The organism is Maribacter sp. MMG018 (assembly GCF_018100785.1).
Taxonomy (GTDB): Bacteria; Bacteroidota; Bacteroidia; order Flavobacteriales; family Flavobacteriaceae; genus Maribacter.
On sequence record NZ_JAGJEC010000001.1, the window covers coordinates 372,936 to 392,550 of the forward strand.

A 19,615-nucleotide genomic window follows, 5' to 3' on the forward strand; every position below is an offset into this window, starting at 1 on the left:
AATTACAAAAAATATAGAGATTACCAGTATTTATAGTAAGTTTGCTCGCTAATTACAATTATACATGCACGCAATTAACACCAAAAAGGAGCTTACTGAAAGGTTAAGGGACATAAGGTCCACTAATAGCTTAGGACTTGTTCCTACAATGGGTGCCCTGCATAAGGGACATATGGAATTAATAAAAAAAGCGGCTTCAGAAAACAAATATATAGTTGTAAGTATTTTTGTCAACCCTACCCAGTTCAACAACATAGACGACCTAAACAAATACCCAAAAACCCTGACAAAAGATTTAGAGCTTATCAATACTCTAGACAAGGATATTTTTGTTTTTGCCCCTTCAGTGGAAGAAATTTATGATGATTCGGTAAAGGCCAAAAACTATGATTTTAGCGGTTTGGACAAAGTTATGGAAGGCAAGTTCAGAGAAGATCATTTTAACGGGGTAGGAACTATTGTAGAACAATTATTTTCTATAGTAAAACCAAATCGTGCCTATTTTGGCGAAAAAGATTTTCAACAATTGCGAATTATCGAAAAATTAGTTGAGACCCAAGGCATACCGGTTAAAATTGTACCATGCCCCATAGTACGTGAAGACCACGGATTGGCAATGAGCTCCAGAAATGAAAGGTTGAACAAAGAAACAAGACTAAAGGCAGGGTTTATCTATAAAACTTTACAAACTGCCAAAGAACAATTTGGCACGAAAAGTGCATTGGATATTAAAGAATGGGTAGAAAACCAGTTTCTAGAAAACGATGATTTTGAATTGGAATATTTTGAAATTATGGACGTTGAAACGTTAACACCCATAAAAAGTAAAACAACAAATGCAAAATATAGAGCATTTGTAGCCGTTTATGCCAACGAGGTAAGACTTATTGACAATATAGCACTCAATTGATTAATTTTGTCCCATGCAAGTACAAGTAGTAAAATCGAAGATTCATAGAGTAAAAGTAACGGGAGCAGACCTAAATTATATAGGTAGCATCACCATAGATGAAGATTTAATGGATGCCGCCAATATTGTACAGGGCGAAAAAGTGCAGATCGTGAACAATAACAATGGCGAAAGGCTAGAAACCTACGCCATACCCGGACCAAGAAAAAGTGGCGAAATTACTTTAAACGGTGCTGCGGCCAGAAAGGTGGCCGTCGGTGATGTATTAATTTTGATCACCTATGCATGGATGCCTATAGAAGACGCTAAAAAATTCAACCCTGCCTTGGTTTTCCCCAATGAGGAAAACAACTTATTAAATTAAGACCTAACCATATCTTCGAAATTATTTTCCCATAGCACTAATATTGACAATAACTTGATTAATTTCGGTGTCAAACATAGTTAGTTTATCGTGACCTATTCATTCAAAAAGACACTCAAATTAATTTTACCCATTGCCATCGGGGTCTTTTTGGTTTTTTACTGGTACCACAAAACTTCCCCTGCAGACAGAGAGGATATCATTTTCTACATAAAAGAAGCCAATCTTTTTTGGATAACGTTATCCCTATTACTAGGTATTATAGGACATGTTTCAAGAGCTATTCGTTGGAATTATTTATTGGAACCGCTCGGGTACAAGCCAAAATTAACGAACAACATATTCATGATCTTTATGGCTTATTTAGCCAATTTGGGCGTTCCCCGCACAGGCGAGATCTTAAGGGCTACCGCATTGACCACCTACGAAGGGGTTCCATTTGAAAAAGGGTTCGGAACCATTGTCACAGAAAGGGTGGTAGATGTATTTATGCTATTGGTAGTAGTCATTATAACGCTACTATTACAAACCGAAATTATCCTTTCTTTTTTTGAGCAAAGAGGATTCGACCTAAACGGAATTCTACTTCTATTGGCCGTGGGCCTCGTTGCCATACTGATCTTCTTCCTTTTTATAAAAAAATCGAGCTCGGCCATTGCCGTAAAAATCAAGCATTTTATAAAGGGCCTCATGGACGGTGTTTTTAGCATTTTTAAAATGAAAAGAAAATGGGCCTTTGTCTTCCATACCTTACTTATCTGGGTATGCTATATCGGAATGATGTGGGTCATAAAGTTTACCGTTCCCGAAACGGCGAACCTCTCTCTCAACGAAATCATGGTAGCCTTTGTATTTGGGGCCTTTGCCATGGCAACAACCAATGGCGGCGTAGGCCTGTTCCCGATTCTGGTAAGCAAGGCCTTGGTACTTTTCGGAATCAGTTCTGTTTCCGGAGATGCCTTTGGTTGGATTATGTGGATCGCACAAACCTTGATGAACGTAGTTTTTGGTGCAATATCTTTTCTCCTATTACCGTTATTGAACAGATACAAGTAGTACATCTACTATTTAAATTCAAATTTATGCGCCATTTTCTTTTTCCATTGACCCTGTTCATGGTGTTCGCTATCAAAGCACAAACTACCCAAGAAATCTTCGAATCTTTTAAATTACAGGAACGTAGAGATGTTCAGTACTACTTTCCGCCCGAACTGGACGAATCAAAAAAATATCCTTTGATCGTTGTATTGGATGCGAATTATCTTTTTGACCAAGTGGTGGCTACTTCTATATACTACAGCCGTTTTCACGGAATGCCCGAAAGTATCATCGTAGGCGTAAACCAAAGCGAAAACAGTATAAGATATGAGGATTGCGCCTTCGACCCAAATAGTGGACTCCCCAGTGAAAAAGGTAAAAAATTCTATGAGTTTATTGGTATGGAGCTTATACCTTACCTCGACCTAAATTATAGTACGGCCCCTTTTAGAATGATATTAGGATACGATATCACTGCAAATTTTCAGAATTACTGGCTCTTCAAAGACAACTCGATCTTTGACGCCTATGTAAGTATTTCGCCGACCCTGGCCCCAGAAATGGAGAGTAGGGTTCCTATGAGGCTCAACACCTTTGACAAACAAATGTTCTATCAGTTAATTGTGGAAGGAGAGCAAACCAACGACACCAAAAAAATTGCAGCTCTTGATCAAGGCATTAAGGCACTGGACAAAGAGACACTTCATTATTTTTACGATGTGTATCAAAAAGCGGATCATATTTCTGTAGCTACTTACGGAATAGGAAAAGCATTTGACAACGTTTTCGGTATATTTAAACCTATAAGCCCCAAAGAGTACAGAACACAGATATTAACTTCCGAAGAGCCCGTTTATCAATATCTAGAGAACAAATACCAAGGAATTGTAGATCTTTTCGGATTTAGCAAACCTGTAGCACTAAATGACATTATGGCCATTTATGCAGCTTCTAGAAAAAAAGAGGATTTCGAATCATTGAAACCCCTATCCGATTTATGTAAAAAAGAATACCCCGAGACGATGCTCGGTTTCTACTTCGAAGGCGAATATTACGAGCAACTCGGAGAACCCAAAAAAGCCTTAAAAACTTTTGAAAAAGCTTTTCAGATGGAAGAGATAGATTTCTTGACAAAGGAAATGGCATTGGAAAAAATAGATGCCCTAAAAGCCGATTTCGGATTTTAAAGGACCCCAAATCCCTTGATTCCCAAAATCTTAACCTAACCTACATTATCATGATCAAAGGTATTTTTAAATATTACGTTTGCGCCGGTATCTATTTTACTTATTACGGTTTAAAAGGTGACCTGGTACTGGCCCTCAGTGCTCTTTCTTTATTCTTGGCATGGGCCTCTTTTTTTCTTGCCATTATTGAGTATAAAAAGAAAAAATCGGAATAGGTATATCGATACAATCGTTAGCTTTAATTTTTGAAACTTCTTATTACCTTTAGCACAAATCTGAAAAGCTAAAGATGGCCAAAACAAAAACCGCTTTTTTTTGTCAAAATTGCGGAACGCAATATGCTAAATGGGTCGGACAATGTACTGCCTGTAAAGAATGGAATACCGTTGTTGAAGAAGTTGTACAGAAAGAAGAAAAATCGAGCTGGAAACCTGCTTCAAAAAAAACAAAAAGGATTTCAAAACCTCTATTGGTCCATGAGATAAGTACCGAGAAAGAAATTAGGATCAACACCTTTGATTTAGAGTTCAACCGGGTCTTGGGCGGTGGTTTGGTTCCAGGGGCATTAGTTCTTTTAGGAGGCGAACCAGGTGTTGGAAAAAGTACATTACTATTACAGATTGCCCTAAAACTACCCTACAGAACCTTATATGTTTCAGGAGAAGAAAGTCAGAAACAGATTAAAATGAGGGCCGATCGCATTCACCCGAACAGCGAGACCTGTTTTATACTTACAGAGACAAAGACCCAAAACATATTTAAACAGATAGAGGCCACAGAACCGGACATTGTTGTCATAGATTCTATACAGACACTACATTCCGATTATATCGAATCGGCAGCAGGAAGCATCTCACAAATAAGAGAATGCACCGCAGAACTCATAAAATTTGCCAAAGAGACCCATACGCCCGTTATACTTATTGGCCATATTACAAAAGACGGTTCTATTGCCGGCCCTAAGATCTTAGAACATATGGTAGACACCGTTTTACAGTTCGAAGGCGACCGCAACTACGTATATAGAATATTAAGATCTTTAAAAAACAGATTTGGCTCCACTGCCGAATTGGGCATTTATGAAATGCAGGGTAGCGGACTTAGGCAAGTGAACAATCCATCGGAAGTACTTATCAGCAAAAACGATGAAGGTTTGAGCGGCACGGCAATTGCTTCTACTGTAGAAGGCATGCGCCCATTACTTATAGAAATACAGGCCCTGGTAAGTACCGCGGTTTATGGCACACCCCAAAGATCAACCACTGGTTACAACGCAAAGCGTTTGAACATGCTTTTGGCGGTTTTAGAAAAAAGGGCAGGGTTTAAATTAGGGGCCAAAGACGTATTCTTAAATATTACGGGCGGCATATCTGTCGACGACCCGGCAATCGACCTTGCCGTTATAGCCGCCATACTTTCCAGTAACGAAGATATTCCCATTGAAAAAGGAATCTGTTTTGCCGCTGAAGTTGGTTTAGCTGGAGAAATAAGACCTGTGCAACGAGTAGAACAACGTATTGTCGAAGCGGAAAAATTGGGCTATACCACAATAATCGTATCCAAAAACAACAAAATCGGACTAAAAAACACCAAAATCAATATTCAATTGGCATCAAAAATAGAAGATGTGGTCTCTAGCCTATTCGGTTAGCGCCTGTCTCTCATGATCCTGGCAAAGACCAATATGATCACTATGACCAATATGATCAATACCATTTGCCAAAAACCCACTTTAAGAAAAATCAACGGTATTATGTTCATGGTGCCGGATTTGGATGTTGGTTATGTATTTCTTCTATGCCCTTTAAAACCTCATCGGACAATGTTACATCTATACTTTCTATATTTTCCTTTAACTGCTTTATACTAGTGGCCCCAATAATATTACTGGTCAAAAAGGGCCTTGAATTTACAAATGCCAGGGCCATCTGAGCCAAAGAAAGATCATTGGCCATTGCCAACTCATAATATTTCTGCGTGGCCTCAATAGCCGTTTTGGAGCTATATCTTTTATAATTGGGAAACAAAGTAATCCTAGAACCCTCGGGAGACCTGCCTCCTAAATATTTACCGCTCAGCACCCCAAAACCCAGGGGAGAATATGCCAAAAGCCCTATCTGTTCCCTCATCGATATTTCAGAAAGTCCCACTTCGAACAACCGATTGAGCAAATTATAGGGGTTTTGAATCGTAATGGCACGTGGCAAAGTGGCATGTACCTTACTCTCTTCTAAAAATCGCATTGTGCCCCAAGGTGTTTCGTTTGAAATACCTACGTGCCTAATTTTTCCTTCCCGTATCAAATCGCGCAAGGTTTCCAATACTTGATGTATGTTGTCTTCCCAATGATCGGAAATATCGTGTGCGTACCCTCTTTTTCCAAAATAATTAGTGTTACGCTCTGGCCAATGCAACTGATAAACGTCGATATAATCTGTATTCAGCCTTTTTAAACTACCCTCTACCGCCTCGATAATGGATTCTCTACTAAAACCGGTAGTTCTAATGAATTTGGACATTTCTGCCCTTCCTACAATTTTGGAAGCCAGTACAATCTTATCCCTATTTCCATTTTTTTTGAACCAAGTACCAATAATTTTCTCTGTAAGCGAATGGCGATCCGGATGCGCAGGTATGGGATATAATTCTGCCGTATCAAAAAAATTAATCCCCTGATCAACGGCATAGTCCATTTGCTCATGCCCTTCTTCCTCTGTGTTTTGATTTCCCCAGGTCATCGTGCCAAGGCATATTTTACTTACTTCTATATCGGTGTGCGGAAGATGGGTATATTTCATTTAGCAATAGGTTTAAAAAAAGGCGAAATTACAAAAATAAAGGTGTTTCTATTTTGTCTAATCTTTAAGTTCTAGTAAAATCGGACAATGATCGCTATGCTTTGCCTCGGACAAGATTACCGAACGCTGTAAACGGTCTTCCAAAGATTCGGCCACCATACCATAATCCAATCTCCAACCCTTATTGTTATTTCTGGCATTTGCCCGATAGCTCCACCATGTATAATTATCGGGCTCTTTATTAAAATGACGAAAACTATCTATAAATCCGCTCTTTATAAAATTTCCTATCCATTCTCTTTCTACCGGCAAAAAACCTGATACGTTCTTTAAACCCACCGGATTATGAATATCTATCGCTTGGTGACAAACATTATAATCTCCCAAAACAATAAGGTTGGGGTTCGTTTTTCTAAGTTCATCGGTATATTTTTGAAAGTCAGACATATAGGTTAGTTTATGCTCTAACCTCGCCAAATTAGTGCCGGAAGGCAGATACATACTCATAATCGAAACATCGCCAAAATCAGCCCTAATGTTCCTTCCTTCAAAATCCATATATTCAAAACCTGTTCCATAAATAATATTATCAGGCTTTCTCTTGGCCAATATTGCCACTCCACTATAACCTTTTTTCTGGGCACTGTACCAGTAATTATAAGGATACCCAGCCTCCTCAAAAAGTGAAAGCTCTAATTGACTCTCATTGGCTTTTATTTCCTGAAGGCATACCACATCAGGGTCAACCGCCTTCAACCATTCCAACAAACCTTTTTTTATAGCGGCTCTAACACCGTTAACATTATAGGATACTATCTTCATTGGGGCTATGTTTGACCCAAAAATAGAAAAGGACTTTCTAAAACTAGGCCAAGTTGACTATTAATATCCTAATTTTGTGCACTTGGAACAACCTTTGTATTGGTTTATCAATCATCAATAACACAAAATGAAGAACCTTTTTACCTTACTATTTATTATCGCCACATCTTTTAAATTAATCGGGCAGGCCTATCCAAGATTGGAAAACAATCATGAAATAAAATTCAATATTGGGCAGTTTCTGATTACCTCTTCCGTAGAAGCGTCCTATGAATATTATATCAACGAAGATACCAGTATTGGAGGAACCATTTATGCGGACAATGACGCTACGGACTATAACGGCAATTTTGGAATTGGGCCAAACATCCGGGCATATTTTGGATACGCCCCGCGAAGTGGTTTTTTTGCGGAAGCATTTGGCCTTTACTATACTGGGGAAGACGAATTTGACTCTGATGACCTAAGAACCAGAAACAATGATTACAATACTATTGCACTTGGTTTGGGCGCAGGTGGTAAATGGGCAACAAGAAGCGAGCGTTTTACCTTAGAACTACACGGTGGCCTTGGTAGAAATGTGAATCCGAAAGATTTTCAAGACACGTTTATGTATAGGGCAGGACTCTCCATTGGGTTTAGATTTTAAACCTTAAATTTGGTATACCAACCCTCTTCAATGAAATATATCCGGATATTATTTTTCGTCACCTGCCTACATTCTTTCTCTCAAAATACAACCGAGAAAGACAGTATAACACAACTGGAAGAGGTTATTTTAATTGATGCTCTTAAAAGCAAAACGGCGACCGGAATTACCCCTTCAGACGTTATTTCTGCAAAGACATTTCAAAATTACAGCCCTGTGGACATGGTCTCTTCCATTAACCAGATTCCTGGGGTATATATTCTATCGGGCGCCTTAAATACAAACAGAATTACCATACGGGGCATTGGGGCCAGAACACTTTACGGCACCGATAAATTACGAATGTATTACAATAATATTCCCGTAACCAATGGTACCGGATCATCTACCATAGAGTCATTCGATTTGGAGAACCTTGCCCAAATAGAGGTAATAAAAGGCCCCAAAGGCACCTCGTACGGGGCAAATTTGGGCGGGGCGATTATTTTATCGGCCAAAGAGGCTATAGGAAAATCCACTAACTTCTCTAATAACCTTACCATAGGCTCTTACAATTTGATCAAGAATAATTTTTCTTTTAATCATAATGATGGAAAGCTTAAAATGAACCTTCAATATGGCCATACAGAGACCGATGGTTACCGTGAGAACAATAATTTCGAAAGAGATGGTTTTTTATTGAACACCTCTTACCGAATAGATAGAAAAAACAAAATAGCCCTTTTATTAAACCATATAGACTACACGGCACAAATACCAAGCTCTTTGGGAATATCGGACTTTACAGAAAACCCTGAACAAGCCGCCTTTACTTGGGGAGCGTCTCGTGGCTTTGAAACAAACAACCAAACCCTTTTGGGTGTTTCGTTAGAACACCGATTCAATGCAAACCTTAAAAACGCTACTAGTATTTTTTACAATTACTTGGATAAGTATGAAGCCCGTCCTTTTGGTATTTTAGAGGAAATCACCAAGGGTTATGGCTTTAGAACCAATTTTGAGGGCGCGCTACATATTGCAAACAAAGATGCTGCATACACCTTTGGCGTAGAATTATATAAAGACGAATACGATTGGGATGAATTTGAAAACCTATACGAAGAAAATAATGGCAACGGTAGTTTAAAGGGAGGTCAATTTGCTAAAAACAAAGAGTTCCGTAGCCAATGGAACGTATTTACCACTTTTCTCTATCCGGTTACGACAGATTTTTCTGCACAACTCGGTCTCAATATCAATAAAACCAGGTTTGACCTACAGGACCGGTTTAACCAAGGTGAGCTGAACAAAAGCGGTAGTAGGGATTTTAACGCCATACTTTTGCCCAGTTTAGAATTAAACTATAGAGTTAGTGGCGATCAAGAAATTTTTGCCAACATCAGTAGAGGGTTTACCAACCCTAGCCTTGAGAGAACCTTGACCCCAGAAGGCATCATCAACCCCGATATCAAACAAGAAACAGGAACTAATTACGAAATTGGCACCCAACTATTTTTAATGGACGATAATTTAAAAGTAGACATCACTGCTTACCAGATGGACATTAAAAACCTTTTGATCAGGGAACAGGTGGGAGATGACCAATTTATTGAAAAGAATGCAGGAAAATCAAAACATCAAGGTTTAGAAATTGCAATGGACTACAAGATCTTACCTACTTCATCCAATTTTCAAATAAACCCGTTCATAAACTACAATCTTAACCACCATAAATTTGTTGATTTTGTGGACAACGGTAACGACTATTCAGGAAATGAACTGACCGGTGTACCAAAACATAAAATTACGGCAGGGCTACAAAATCGCCTTTTCTCGAACTATTATATAAATGTGGTGTACCAATACCTAGAACAAATTCCCTTAACAGATTCAAATGACCTTTACAGCGATTCCTTTAATCTGGTCAACTTAAGGGCAGGCTACCGCAAAAAATTATCCGATAAATTTACACTTGGTTTTGATTTTGGCGTAAACAATCTATTCGATATACTATATGCACGATCTGTTCTTATAAATGCCACAGGTTTTGGAGGCTCGGAACCACGTTATTATTATCCCGGAAACGGTATAAATTACTTTGGAAGCTTTAATATCGCCTATGCACTCTAGACTGTTGAGCTTAAATCTTCTTTAACCAATTTCTCATATCAACGGCATCAGAAATAATACCTCTTAAATCAGATATGGAAACACGTTCCTGTTCCATAGAATCTCTGTGACGAATGGTAACCGTTTGGTCTTCTTTTGTCTGATGATCTACCGTTATACAAAATGGCGTTCCGTTCGCATCTTGCCTACGGTACCTTCTTCCCACGGCATCTTTCTCATCATATGTAACGTTGAAATCCCATTTTAAATCCTCTATAATCTCTTTGGCTATCTCTGGCAAACCATCTTTTTTGACCAAAGGCAAAATAGCTGCTTTTGTCGGGGATAGTACAGCAGGTAATTTTAAAACCGTTCTTATAGTCCCATTTTCCAATTCTTCCTCTTTTAAAGAATTAGAAAAAACGGCCAAGAACATACGATCAAGACCTATGGAAGTTTCCAACACATATGGTACATAGTTTCTATTGGTCTCGTGATCGAAATATTGTAATTTCTTTCCTGAAAATTTTTCGTGGCTGCTTAAATCAAAGTCGGTTCTAGAGTGTATCCCTTCCAATTCTTTAAAGCCAAATGGAAAACGGAATTCTATATCTGCCGCAGCATCCGCATAATGAGCCAGCTTCTCGTGATCATGAAATCTATAATTGTCCTCTCCCATACCTAAAGAAAGGTGCCATCGCATTCTATTTTCTTTCCAATGCTCATACCACTCTTTCTGTGTACCTGGCTGAATAAAAAACTGCATTTCCATTTGTTCGAACTCCCGCATTCTAAAAATGAACTGTCTTGCCACAATTTCGTTTCTAAAAGCCTTTCCTGTTTGAGCTATACCAAACGGAATTTTCATTCTCCCGGATTTTTGTACGTTCAAGAAGTTTACGAATATCCCTTGTGCCGTCTCTGGTCGTAAGTATAGGTCCATCGCATTTTCGGCACTAGCCCCTAACTTGGTCCCGAACATTAAATTAAATTGCTTAACGTCTGTCCAGTTTTTTGAACCCGACATGGGGCATGCAATATCCAATTCTTCTATCAATGCCTTAACATCCGCTAAATCCTCTTTCTCTAAGGATCTTGCCATACGGCTTAATATAGACTTACCTTGTTCTTGATAATCCACAACCCTTTGATTGGTCTCCAAAAACTTTTGTTTATTGAAAGAATCGCCAAAACGTTTTTCGGCCTTTTTAACCTCTTTTTCGATTTTAGCATCGATCTTAGCAACGTAGTCCTCTATTAAAACATCTGCCCTATATCTCTTTTTAGAATCTTTATTGTCTATCAAGGGATCGTTGAAAGCATCTATATGCCCTGAGGCCTTCCAAGTAGTTGGATGCATAAAAATTGCGGCATCGATACCGACAATGTTATCGTTGAGCTGCACCATGGCCTTCCACCAATAGTCACGAATATTTTTCTTAAGCTCTACCCCGTTCTGACCATAGTCATAAACGGCACTTAAACCATCATAAATTTCACTTGATTGAAATACATATCCGTATTCCTTTGCGTGGGATATAACCTTCTTAAAATTGTCTTCTTGATTCGCCATGGGGCAAAAATAGAATTTTACCCTAAAAGATCAGTAATTATTTTAATTGAAATTCTGAAGATGTGATAAGGCGTTCGTCTTCAAAAACATTTAAGGTATACGTACCTTCTTTCAGCGAACCTTCTGGCACAGTAACCACCTCACAAACCGATGTCTCTACTCCTGTATACTCAAACTCAACCCTTTTACTATAGACATTACCGTTTACCGTAATGGTATTGGCATTGTCCTCTACAATTTGCTTGTCGGGATCCAAAAATTGAAGGTAGATAACCTTTTGGGATTCTGTAACATCCGGGTCTGCCAAAACGGTAACACAACCTCGTAGTTTTTCTATGGTCGAAGCTTTATTTGTGCTAACAGGGCGGGTACCCCTTAACCTAAAACCTCTACCTTCCGAAAAATCCAGTTTTAAATAATTCTTGGTTTTAAGACGTTGGTTCAGCTCAAGAATCTTCTTTCGCTGTAAGGCTTCTGCTTCAGCCAACGAATTTCTATTGGCCCTAAGTTCTTCTATCTGTTTACGTGCCTCGTCATATTTATCGGTAAGCAACATGTTGTTATAACGAAGAAAATTGTTCTTTAACTTAAGACTATCGTTTTTGGCCTCCAACCTTCTTAACTCGGTCTTAAACTCCCTTAACCTAGCCACAGTGAAATTTAACCTCCCCACCGAATCTTTTAATTGTTGTACTTCGAACTTTGCGTCTTGAAGTTCAATATCGTTCATTTCGTTCAATGCAGACAAGCGATCCAATTCTGCTTTCATGATGGTAAGGTCCTTTACTAAAACCTCTTTTTGCTGTTCCAAAAAGTTAATCTCGGTCTTAGACTGGGCATAACTATAATAAAAGGCAATAAGAAGCCCTATTATAACAGCGGCCAAAGCAGCAAGTATAATTTTATAATTGAATTTAGTATCTTGACTCTCCATCCAAAGAATTGGCCATTTAGTAGGTTAATATAATAAGTACAACATTGTTACTCACTAAGCTTTCAAATATAGCAAACGATATAAACACCCTCCTATTGCCCAGGGCATGTTTTGGATGTAATGCTAAAATTAATAGAGGAGAGAAGCTTTTATGTACCGTTTGTCGACATCAATTGCCACTCACCGAATATAACTTTAACGTAGAAAACAGTGTTGACCGTATCTTTTATGGCAGAATTAACATAAAAAAAGCAAGTTCGTTCCTATATTTTGCTGAACAAGGAATCGTAAAAAACCTAATTCACAATCTTAAATACAAGAATCAAGAGCAAATTGGAGCTTTTTTGGGAGATTGGTACGGCCAACAGATAAAAGAGAACAACCACCTACCTCCCATAGACTATATTATTCCTGTGCCATTACACAAAAAGAAACTAAAGAAAAGAGGGTACAACCAAAACACACTCTTTGCAAAAAAATTGGCCCATCATTTAAAAAGCGAGTATTTAGAAGATATTCTTGTTAAAACGGCAAATACCAGAACCCAAACTAAAAAGACAAGACTTGGCCGGTGGTACGACAACAGGTCTTTATATGAGGTCAACAATGGAGAAACACTCAGAAACAAAACTATTTTGTTGGTAGACGATGTTATTACAACAGGGGCTACCATAGAAATCTGCGCTCAAGCATTAAAAAATATCAAGGGTACGGAGATATATGTTGTAAGCATGGCCGTAGTTGCCAAAATTCTATAAAATATGTCGTTTCTTTGTGATAGATTTTTAAACCATGTTGCGTAGATTTCTAGCTTATATTTTTGTTGTTGTAATTATTTTCTCATTTTTTCAATGTGCCAGAAAAGGGAGTCCTACTGGCGGCCCTAAAGATGTTACACCTCCTGTATTGACAAAGGCGGAACCAGAGAACATGTCCATCAATTTCAAAGAAAAAAAAATTAGACTGTATTTTGATGAGCTAGTGAAATTAAAAGATGTTCAAGAGCAACTCATCGTATCTCCCCCTTTAAAATACCAACCCACACTAGCACCACAGGGAAGTGCAAGCAAGTATATAGAAATTACCCTAAAAGACACCCTGTTGGAAAACACCACTTACACCTTAAATTTTGGTCAAAGTATAGTGGATAACAACGAAGGAAACCCCAACAGCTTTTTCACCTATGTATTTTCTACTGGTAGTTATATAGATTCTCTTGAATTAAAAGGAGTGGTTAAAGATGCCTTTAATAAAAAAGCGGACGATTTTATCAGTGTTATGCTATACAGCATAGATTCTACCTATACCGATTCTACAGTTTACACAAGGCCTCCCAATTATATCACCAACACCTTGGACAGTACTATTATCTTTAATTTAAAGAATTTAAAAGAAGGTAAATATGCCTTATTTGGCCTAAAAGATGCTTCTAAAAACAATGTTTTCGATCAAAAGACCGATAAAATAGCTTTTATAAGAGATACCGTTAACCTTCCTACAGACTCCATATATCTTCTTACCCTGTTTAAAGAAGTACCTGATTATGGTGTTACCGTACCCTCTTTGGTCTCCAAAAACAAAATCAGTTTTGGGTATTATGGAAAAGGAGAGGACATCAAGATAACCCCTATTTCTAAAATTCCGGATACGGTAAAAACAACCATTCTTAAAGAGCGAGACAAAGACACGTTAAATTTTTGGTTCACACCTTATGAAATGGACTCTTTGGTTTTTACGGTTACCAATGAAAATTTAAAGGTCATAGACACTTTTACCATAAAAAATAGAAAAGCGGGCATAGATTCGCTTAAACTTAGTCCTACCCAAAAAAGCACCTTACACTTTGAGGACAAGGTGTCCATTTTAGCAAACACCCCGTTGGTTTCCATTGATAGTTCTAAGATAGGCATCATGGACAAAGACTCGCTTATGCTCGATTACAGTGTTTCTTTGGATTCTACAAAAAATCAATTGGATTTCGATTTCAAGATAGAGCCCAACCAAGTATACCAAATGCAACTTTTACCGGGTGCGGTACTCGATTTTTTCGATACCACCAACGACACCATCAATTATTCATTGGCAACCAAGAGTTACGCCGATTATGGTGATTTGACGGTAAATTTAAGCGGAAACAATATAGAATATCCTCTTATTGTTCAATTGACAAATGACAAAGAAGAGCTTCAAAGAGAAATATTCGCCGATGAGCCCCAATTATTTGAGTTTAATAATTTGCCTCCGGGAAATTATATGATCAGGGTCATTTTTGACCAAAATAAAAATCTAAAATGGGATACCGGTAATTATCTAAAAAAGATACAGCCAGAAAAAGTATCGTATTATCCGAACATTATAGAAATGAGGGCTAACTGGATAGAAAACGTGACTTTTAATATTTTAGATTAAAATCGTCCCTATCTTCTAAAAATCTTAATTTAGACCGAACTTCATCGACATACGCTTTGCTGATCGTAGTTTCAATGATTTCCTCTTTATCTGAAAAGGCCTGTTTTTCTCCCAAGGGATCATAAACCGCCGAGTGACCGTCATATTCAAGTCCTTTTTCGTCTTTTCCTATCCTATTTACCCCAACACAATAAGCCATGTTTTCAATAGCCCTTGCTTTTAGCAAGGCATCCCATGCCGTAATTCTTGGTTTGGGCCAATTGGCCACATAAACAAGAATATCGTAATCATCGGTGTTTCTGCTCCAAACAGGAAAACGCAGATCATAACAGATCAACGGATTTATCTTAAACCCTTTATATTCGATAATTTCTATACTTTTTCCTGACGTATATTTTTTATGTTCCCCTGCCAACGTAAATGTGTGTCTTTTGTTATAACTGGACACTTCGCCGTTGGGTTTCACAAAAAGTAACCTATTGTAATATTTGTCATTTTCGTAAAAAACAACACTTCCGACCAAAGCCATATTCCTGTTAATGGCTTCGTTCACCATCCAATCCACCGTCTTTTCGGATTCGCCCTTCCCTAAATTTTCTGGCGACATTGTAAAACCAGAGGTAAACATTTCGGGCAATATAGCCAAATCGGTATCATTGGACACCAAGTTCAACTTCTTTGAAAACTGCCTCCTGTTTGTTTCAGGATCTTCCCAAACCAGCGATGACTGTAATAACGCTATATTAAGTTTATCATTCATTTTCAAGAATAAATTGTTCTATTGGTTCCCTCTCTCTAGTCATTCATAAACAATTCGACCAATTCGGGATCTTCTTTTAGTCTTGCATGATCAAGGGCCGTACTGCCCCTGGCATCTTTAATGGATTTATCAGCACCATTATTTAAAAGTAAACGGGCAATGTCGTTCTTACCGAACATGGCAGCGTATATAAGTGCCGTAGCACCCATGGTATTTCTCTCGTTAAGATCGGCCCCTTTTTTAATCAACATTTCCGCCAATTCTGTATACCCTTTAAAGCAACCCCCCATTAAAGGTGTATTACCAGAACCATCTTTCTGGTTTATATCTGCCCCTTGGTTTAACAAAAAAGTTGTTATTTCTACTTGGTTATAATAAGTGGCCAAAATAAGAGGAGAAGACCCTCTACTATCTTTTACATTGATCCAATTGGGTTTTTTGCCCAATAGCGTCTCAACTTGTTCTAGATTACCGTTTCTTATGTATTGGAATAAGCTATCCATAATTTGTCAAATTAACGAAAATATACTCTTTCACTCATTAATTTTCAAAATTATACAATGATTCTTTGGCAACAGGACTTTTCTTCCCATAAAGTACTATCTTTATTACAAACACTATACCATTTGAAAACCATGTATTTAGAATCTTTAATACAAGATTCGACCCACGCTATAGCCATTTTAGACCTAGACCTGAAAGTCATAGGCAGCTCTAAAAAATTACGATCAAACTACACTATACCTAAGAAAGAAATACTAGGTGAGAAATTTTCGGATGTTCTAAGCGATATTCCCTCACAACTAAAACAAGACCTTCTTCTCTGTATAAAAAAACAGGGAATCGATAATCCAGGGGTTAAATATTTTCTTAAAAACAACCAGCCAAAATGGTTAAAATGGAGCCTCGCCCCTTGCAGAAACGACGATGGTATCATTATTGGGGTTTTGGTTCATATAGAAGATATTACAGATCAAAAAAGAGAGCAAGAGCTTTTGCTAAAAGCAGAAGAAGTATCTAAAACAGGAAGTTGGGAGCTAGACCTGTTGACCAATGAAATCTATTGGAGTCCCATGACAAAAAAAATACACGGTGTCTCCATGGATTATTCGCCCGTACTTGAAAAAGCAATAAATTTTTATAAAGAAGGTGAATGTAGAGATAAGGTAACCAATGCCATCAACCATACCATGGCCACTGGCAATCCTTGGGACCTAGAACTAATAATTATAACAAATGATGACCAAGAACTTTGGGTAAGGGCCATGGGGCAAGCAGAAATGATCGATGGATCATGCAAGCGCCTATTTGGTACTTTTCAAGATATTAACAGTAAAAAGAAAGCCGAATTAAAATATAGGGAAACTTCCGAACGTCTTAAGATCGCTACAAAAATTGCAAAAATCGGTGTCTTCCAATACAACATTCTAGAAGAAACCCTTATTTGGGACAAAAGCATGTATGATCTACACGAGATGCAAGAGGGCGATTTTGAGGTCAATTACGACCTATGGGCCTCTATGGTGCACCCAGAAGACAAAGGTTACATGGACCAAGAAGTAAATCTCGCTCTTATGGGTCAAAAAGAACTAGATGTTGAGTTTAGAATAATATGTCCCAACGGAGTTAACAAACATATAAAAGGCTATGCCCTAAGTAAAAAAAACGAAAAGGGAGAAACAGTACAACTAGTAGGCACGAACTGGGATATTACAGAGTTAAAGACAACAAAGATAAACCTGAACCAAAGCGAGGTATCGTTAAAAGCCTCGTTCGACAATTCTATTACGGGAATGGCGATAGTAGGTTCTGACCTACGTTGGAAAAAGGTAAATAAAAGTCTTTGTGATTTATTGGGATATACGGAAAAAGAGTTGTTACAACTGTCCATTAAAGATATTACCCACCCCGACGATATAGATAGCTTAGAATTGTTAAACAAGGCTTCTAAAAGTAAAAAGGCCAGTATTCAAACAGAAAAAAAATACATTCATAAACAGGGAAAAACGATACACGCCATATTGACCATCACCATCGTTAAAGACATAAATGGTCTTGTTTCCCATTTCATGGCACAAATACTTGATATTACCCCAAGAATAGAAACCGAGCATAAATTAAAAGAAGCTTCTCACCGTTTAAATGTTGCGACCAGGGTTGCCAATGTAGGTGTATGGGACCTAAAAGTACCAGAGAACATTGTATTGGTCAATGACAACATGTACACCATGCACAACATACCAAAAGAATCATCTAACTTATTGGAAGATTGGTTGTTAAGAATGCACCAAGACGACCGAGAGGAATTAGCCGAAAAATTAGATGCCATCGTTAAAAACGGAGATTCTTTTTCTACACAATTTAGAGGATACAAACCCAATGGGGACATTATTCACTTGCTCTCCTTTGCAGAAGCCCAAAAAGACCAGAACGGGCGGGTAACCAACATAATCGGGGCAAACTTTGACATTACAGAATTAAGGCATGCTAAGCTTAAACTGGAAATAAGCAAGGAATCGTTCTCTGAAACCTTTGAAAATTCAGCGATTGGCATGGCCTTGGTAGGCTTAGATTACCGCTGGAAAAAGGTTAATAAAAGTTTATGTAACAGTTTAGGGTATACAGAGGCCGAGTTATTAAAAATACCCATTAAAGATATTACACACCCAGACGACACCGAGAGCCTTTCTCTATTGGAAAAGGCTAGGGAAAACAATCAGGACAGTTATCAAATAGAAAAAAGATACATTCATAAAAGTGGCAAAATAGTATATGCTTTGATCGCCGTAACCATGGTCAGGGATATTGACGGGAATATTTCACATGCCATTACACAAATTTTGGACCTTACAGATCGCATAGAAGCTTCAAAAAAACTCAACACCTTGGTAGAGGTAACAAAAAAACAAAATGACAGTCTATTGAACTTCGCCCATATCGTATCGCACAACCTACGATCGCATTCTACCAACATGGCCATGCTGACCAACTTTTTAGCCACAGAAAAAGACGAAGAAGAACGAACCAACTTGGTAAAGATGCTAAGCAATGCATCAAACGGCCTTACCGATACCATACACCATCTTAATGAAGTTGTACAGGTAAAGACAGGGATACTTGATGAAATGCAAAGTGTCAGTATTCACAAAACTATCAAGAACACCCAAAAAAACATAAAAGGATTAATACGGGAAAAAGAGGCCATTTCTATAATAGATGTGCCCAAATCGCATTTTGTAACAGGAATACCTGCGTATATTGAAAGTATTTTCCTTAATTTGTATACGAATTCATTGAAATATTCTTCTCCGGAACGAAAACCCATCATTGAAATCTCTTCTAAGATAAAGAACGACACCGTTACAATATCTTTTAAGGATAACGGTCAGGGAATAGATTTGGAAAGACATGGTGATAAAATTTTTGGTATGTACAAAACCTTTCACAAACATAAGGATGCGAAAGGAATAGGATTGTTCATTACCAAAAACCAAATAGAGACGATGGGTGGAAGTATTTCTATAAAAAGTAAGATAAACAAAGGTGCCACCTTTTTTATAACCTTAAAAAAAGCTTAAAAATGGTCGAAAGAAAGATAGATAGTTGTTGTATTATAGACGATGATCCAATTTTTATATATGGCACAAAGCGTATAATGAAAGATGTTGATTTTTGTGACTCCATTATTGTTTACAACAATGGACAAGAAGCATACGATGGACTTCTAGAAATTTCGCAGCAAGGAAAAAAGGTGCCCCCAATTATATTTCTTGATTTGAATATGCCTATTATGAACGGATGGGAATTTTTAGAAATGTTCACCAAGATCCCTACGAACAACAGTGAAAATACAATTATCTATATTATTAGTTCGTCTGTGGACCCTAGAGATCTGGAACGGGTAAAAAATTATGAATCGGTCCATAACTATATATTAAAACCTATTACACCCAATGATCTAGAAAATGTGTTAAACGACATTGGCAATTAGTTATATACCAGTATGTTCAACAAATTCATCTATATCTATGCGTAAAAACGCCAAACAAAATGCTTTTATAAGATTTGATCTTTCTATATTTT

18 protein-coding genes are annotated in these 19,615 nt (G+C 37.8%); 12 read left to right on the plus strand and 6 right to left on the minus strand.

What is annotated here, in order from left to right; translation table 11 throughout:
- The first annotated feature begins 64 nt into the window (after positions 1 to 64).
- The 6 genes from panC to radA all read left to right on the plus strand — a co-directional run bounded on the left by panC (position 65) and on the right by radA (position 5,150).
- Positions 65 to 910, plus strand: a complete 846-nt coding sequence (gene panC / locus J8L85_RS01645; protein ID WP_211013960.1) for a pantoate--beta-alanine ligase — start codon at positions 65 to 67, stop codon at positions 908 to 910.
- A 13-nt stretch (positions 911 to 923) separates the two neighbouring features.
- Positions 924 to 1,274 (plus strand): aspartate 1-decarboxylase, encoded by a 351-nt coding sequence (gene panD, locus J8L85_RS01650; protein WP_047247121.1) that lies wholly within the window; start codon positions 924 to 926, stop codon positions 1,272 to 1,274.
- Positions 1,275 to 1,364: 90 nt separating this feature from the next.
- Positions 1,365 to 2,330: a lysylphosphatidylglycerol synthase transmembrane domain-containing protein gene (locus tag J8L85_RS01655; RefSeq protein WP_211013961.1), complete on the plus strand. Its 966-nt coding sequence runs from the start codon at positions 1,365 to 1,367 to the stop codon at positions 2,328 to 2,330.
- Positions 2,331 to 2,356: 26 nt separating this feature from the next.
- The gene (locus tag J8L85_RS01660; protein WP_211013962.1) at positions 2,357 to 3,499 is read left to right on the plus strand and encodes an alpha/beta hydrolase-fold protein; all 1,143 of its coding nucleotides are present in this window, start codon (positions 2,357 to 2,359) and stop codon (positions 3,497 to 3,499) included.
- A 50-nt stretch (positions 3,500 to 3,549) separates the two neighbouring features.
- Complete coding sequence (locus J8L85_RS01665; protein ID WP_211013963.1) at positions 3,550 to 3,714, plus strand: hypothetical protein; 165 nt, start codon at positions 3,550 to 3,552, stop codon at positions 3,712 to 3,714.
- 74 nt (positions 3,715 to 3,788) lie between these two features.
- Complete coding sequence (radA, locus tag J8L85_RS01670) at positions 3,789 to 5,150, plus strand: DNA repair protein RadA (protein WP_211013964.1); 1,362 nt, start codon at positions 3,789 to 3,791, stop codon at positions 5,148 to 5,150.
- A gap of 106 nt (positions 5,151 to 5,256) precedes the next feature.
- Here the strand turns inward: radA and J8L85_RS01675 are convergent, their stop codons facing one another.
- The gene (locus J8L85_RS01675; protein WP_211013965.1) at positions 5,257 to 6,297 is read right to left on the minus strand and encodes an NADP(H)-dependent aldo-keto reductase; all 1,041 of its coding nucleotides are present in this window, start codon (positions 6,295 to 6,297) and stop codon (positions 5,257 to 5,259) included.
- A 57-nt stretch (positions 6,298 to 6,354) separates the two neighbouring features.
- The gene (locus J8L85_RS01680) at positions 6,355 to 7,119 is read right to left on the minus strand and encodes an exodeoxyribonuclease III (protein ID WP_211013966.1); all 765 of its coding nucleotides are present in this window, start codon (positions 7,117 to 7,119) and stop codon (positions 6,355 to 6,357) included.
- Positions 7,120 to 7,246: 127 nt separating this feature from the next.
- Between J8L85_RS01680 and J8L85_RS01685 the strand changes: the two genes are divergently transcribed.
- Both J8L85_RS01685 and J8L85_RS01690 read left to right on the plus strand, forming a co-directional pair.
- Complete coding sequence (locus J8L85_RS01685; RefSeq protein WP_211013967.1) at positions 7,247 to 7,768, plus strand: hypothetical protein; 522 nt, start codon at positions 7,247 to 7,249, stop codon at positions 7,766 to 7,768.
- Positions 7,769 to 7,798: 30 nt separating this feature from the next.
- The gene (locus J8L85_RS01690; RefSeq protein WP_211013968.1) at positions 7,799 to 9,877 is read left to right on the plus strand and encodes a TonB-dependent receptor; all 2,079 of its coding nucleotides are present in this window, start codon (positions 7,799 to 7,801) and stop codon (positions 9,875 to 9,877) included.
- Positions 9,878 to 9,887: 10 nt separating this feature from the next.
- Here J8L85_RS01690 and J8L85_RS01695 read toward each other — a convergent pair whose 3' ends face one another.
- Both J8L85_RS01695 and J8L85_RS01700 read right to left on the minus strand, forming a co-directional pair.
- Positions 9,888 to 11,429 carry a glycine--tRNA ligase gene (locus J8L85_RS01695; RefSeq protein ID WP_211013969.1) on the minus strand — a complete coding sequence of 514 codons (1,542 nt, stop codon included), beginning with the start codon at positions 11,427 to 11,429 and terminating at the stop codon, positions 9,888 to 9,890.
- A 37-nt stretch (positions 11,430 to 11,466) separates the two neighbouring features.
- Complete coding sequence (locus tag J8L85_RS01700; RefSeq protein ID WP_211013970.1) at positions 11,467 to 12,363, minus strand: hypothetical protein; 897 nt, start codon at positions 12,361 to 12,363, stop codon at positions 11,467 to 11,469.
- A gap of 173 nt (positions 12,364 to 12,536) precedes the next feature.
- On the opposite strand from J8L85_RS01700, the gene J8L85_RS01705 reads away from it, so the two are divergent.
- Complete coding sequence (locus tag J8L85_RS01705; protein WP_247656531.1) at positions 12,537 to 13,121, plus strand: phosphoribosyltransferase family protein; 585 nt, start codon at positions 12,537 to 12,539, stop codon at positions 13,119 to 13,121.
- Between the two features lie 34 nt (positions 13,122 to 13,155).
- On the plus strand, positions 13,156 to 14,772 hold the full coding sequence (locus tag J8L85_RS01710) for an Ig-like domain-containing protein (protein ID WP_211013972.1): 1,617 nt from the start codon (positions 13,156 to 13,158) through the stop codon (positions 14,770 to 14,772).
- On the opposite strand, the gene J8L85_RS01715 is transcribed toward J8L85_RS01710, so the two are convergent.
- Together J8L85_RS01715 and J8L85_RS01720 are read right to left on the minus strand one after the other, a co-directional pair.
- The gene (locus J8L85_RS01715) at positions 14,756 to 15,532 is read right to left on the minus strand and encodes an amidohydrolase (protein WP_211013973.1); all 777 of its coding nucleotides are present in this window, start codon (positions 15,530 to 15,532) and stop codon (positions 14,756 to 14,758) included. The genes J8L85_RS01710 and J8L85_RS01715 overlap by 17 nt on opposite strands.
- 35 nt (positions 15,533 to 15,567) lie before the next feature.
- Positions 15,568 to 16,035 (minus strand): ankyrin repeat domain-containing protein, encoded by a 468-nt coding sequence (locus J8L85_RS01720; RefSeq protein WP_211013974.1) that lies wholly within the window; start codon positions 16,033 to 16,035, stop codon positions 15,568 to 15,570.
- A gap of 132 nt (positions 16,036 to 16,167) precedes the next feature.
- Between J8L85_RS01720 and J8L85_RS01725 the strand changes: the two genes are divergently transcribed.
- Complete coding sequence (locus tag J8L85_RS01725) at positions 16,168 to 19,110, plus strand: PAS domain S-box protein (RefSeq protein ID WP_211013975.1); 2,943 nt, start codon at positions 16,168 to 16,170, stop codon at positions 19,108 to 19,110.
- 2 nt (positions 19,111 to 19,112) lie between these two features.
- Positions 19,113 to 19,523, plus strand: a complete 411-nt coding sequence (locus J8L85_RS01730) for a response regulator (protein WP_211013976.1) — start codon at positions 19,113 to 19,115, stop codon at positions 19,521 to 19,523.
- Positions 19,524 to 19,615: the final 92 nt, after the last annotated feature.